Annotated in this window: 1 protein-coding gene and 1 pseudogene; both read left to right on the plus strand. The window is 69.6% G+C overall.

Annotated features, from left to right (window positions below; translation table 11 throughout):
• Positions 1–209 precede the first annotated feature (209 nt).
• Positions 210–1,199 carry an aspartate carbamoyltransferase catalytic subunit gene (locus GJV64_RS14265; RefSeq protein WP_164158119.1) on the plus strand — a complete coding sequence of 330 codons (990 nt, stop codon included), beginning with the start codon at positions 210–212 and terminating at the stop codon, positions 1,197–1,199.
• Positions 1,196–1,580 (plus strand): annotated as a pseudogene (locus GJV64_RS14270) (dihydroorotase); the annotation flags it as partial. The gene GJV64_RS14265 and the pseudogene GJV64_RS14270, both read left to right, overlap by 4 nt.

Genomic DNA, 1,580 nt, shown 5'->3' on the forward strand with positions numbered 1-1,580 from the left:
GCTGTCCCGCGATCCGGCCCGCTTGCGCCAGCTCACCGCGGCCGGTGGCGGCTGGACGCCGCTGCGCGCCCGGCCGGAAACGCCGCTGTGGCGCGACGATTTCGCCTCGGTGCTGCCGGCGCTCAAATACTGACGCGACGCACCCGAATGGCGCCAGCATGGGCACTCGGGGTTGCCCCTGGCGGCAACGGGCGATAGGGAGGGGGTTGATGGTTCGCGCGCCCTCCCACCCCGCTCTTGCTGATGGCGCGCATCCCTTTCCCCATGATCATCTGCTCGGCATCGCGGCGCTGAAGCCGTGGGAGATCGCCTTCCTGCTCGATGAGGCAGAGCAGTGGGTGGACCTCAACCGCGCCGGCGCGGCCAAGCATGATGGCCGCCTGGCCGGCCTTACCCAGATCAACGCCTTCTTCGAGAACAGCACCCGCACGCTCTTGAGCTTCGAGATCGCCGGCAAGCGTCTGGGGGCGGACGTCGTCAACCTTGGCGTCTCTGGCTCCAGCGTTAAGAAGGGGGAGACGCTGCTCGACACCGCCACCACCCTGAACGCCATGCGGCCGGACGTGATCGTCATCCGCCACGCCGCCTCGGGCGCGGTGCAGCTGATATCGGAAAAGGTGGATTGCCCGGTGCTCAATGCCGGCGATGGCCGCCACGAGCATCCCACCCAGGCGCTGCTCGACGCGCTTACCATTCGGCGCCGCAAGGGGCGCATTGCGGGTCTGAAAGTGGCGATCTGCGGCGACATATTGCACAGCCGGGTGGCCCGTTCCAACTTCCTGCTGCTCGCCGGTCAGGGCGCCGAGGTGCGCGCCGTGGCGCCGCCCACCCTGCTGCCCGAGAGCGTCGAGGCGCTCGGCGTCACCGCCTTCACCGACATGGATGAAGGGCTCGACGGCGCCGATGTGGTGATGATGCTGCGCCTGCAGACCGAGCGCATGGCCGGCGCCTATGTCCCCTCCACCCGCGAGTATTTCCATTTCCATGGCCTCACCGAAGCGCGGCTGGCGCGCGCCGCGCCCGATGTGCTGGTGATGCATCCCGGCCCCATGAACCGCGGTGTGGAGATCGACGGCGCCATCGCCGACGACATCGCAAGGAGCGCCGTGACCGAACAGGTGGAGATGGGCGTGGCTGTGCGCATGGCCTGCCTTGATGTGCTGACGCGCCGTCGGCGCGGGATTGCCGGCTGGGCATGACGATGCCGGCCCCCATCGCCATCACCGGCGGGCGGGTGATCTGCCCGGCCAGCGGCCATGACGCGGTCACCACCCTCTATATCGAGGATCGCAAGGTCGCGGGCATCGGCCATGCCGAGCCGCCCAGCCATGCGCAGGTGATCGATGCCTCCGGGCTTGTCGTGGCGCCCGGTATCATCGATGCCGGCGTGTTCCGCGCGGCGCCGGCCGCCTGCCATGCCGGCGGCATCACGCGCGTGTTGCTGATGCCCGATCAGTCGCCGCCGTTGGATGAACCGGCGCTGGTTGCCTATGCCGAGCGGCTGGGCAAGCCCGATGTGTGGGTGCACCCGCTGGCGGCCGCCACGCGCGGCCTGGCCGGCGCCGAGCTGGCCGAGATCG

Origin of the sequence: Sandarakinorhabdus rubra, from assembly GCF_010994245.1 — a bacterium.
Classification (GTDB): domain Bacteria; phylum Pseudomonadota; class Alphaproteobacteria; order Sphingomonadales; family Sphingomonadaceae; genus Sandarakinorhabdus; species Sandarakinorhabdus rubra.

Bases quoted from the DNA above. Each gene is read 5' to 3' on its own strand.
- GJV64_RS14265 (WP_164158119.1), top strand. From the start codon at position 210: ATGGTTCGCGCGCCCTCCCACCCCGCTCTTGCTGATGGCGCGCATCCC.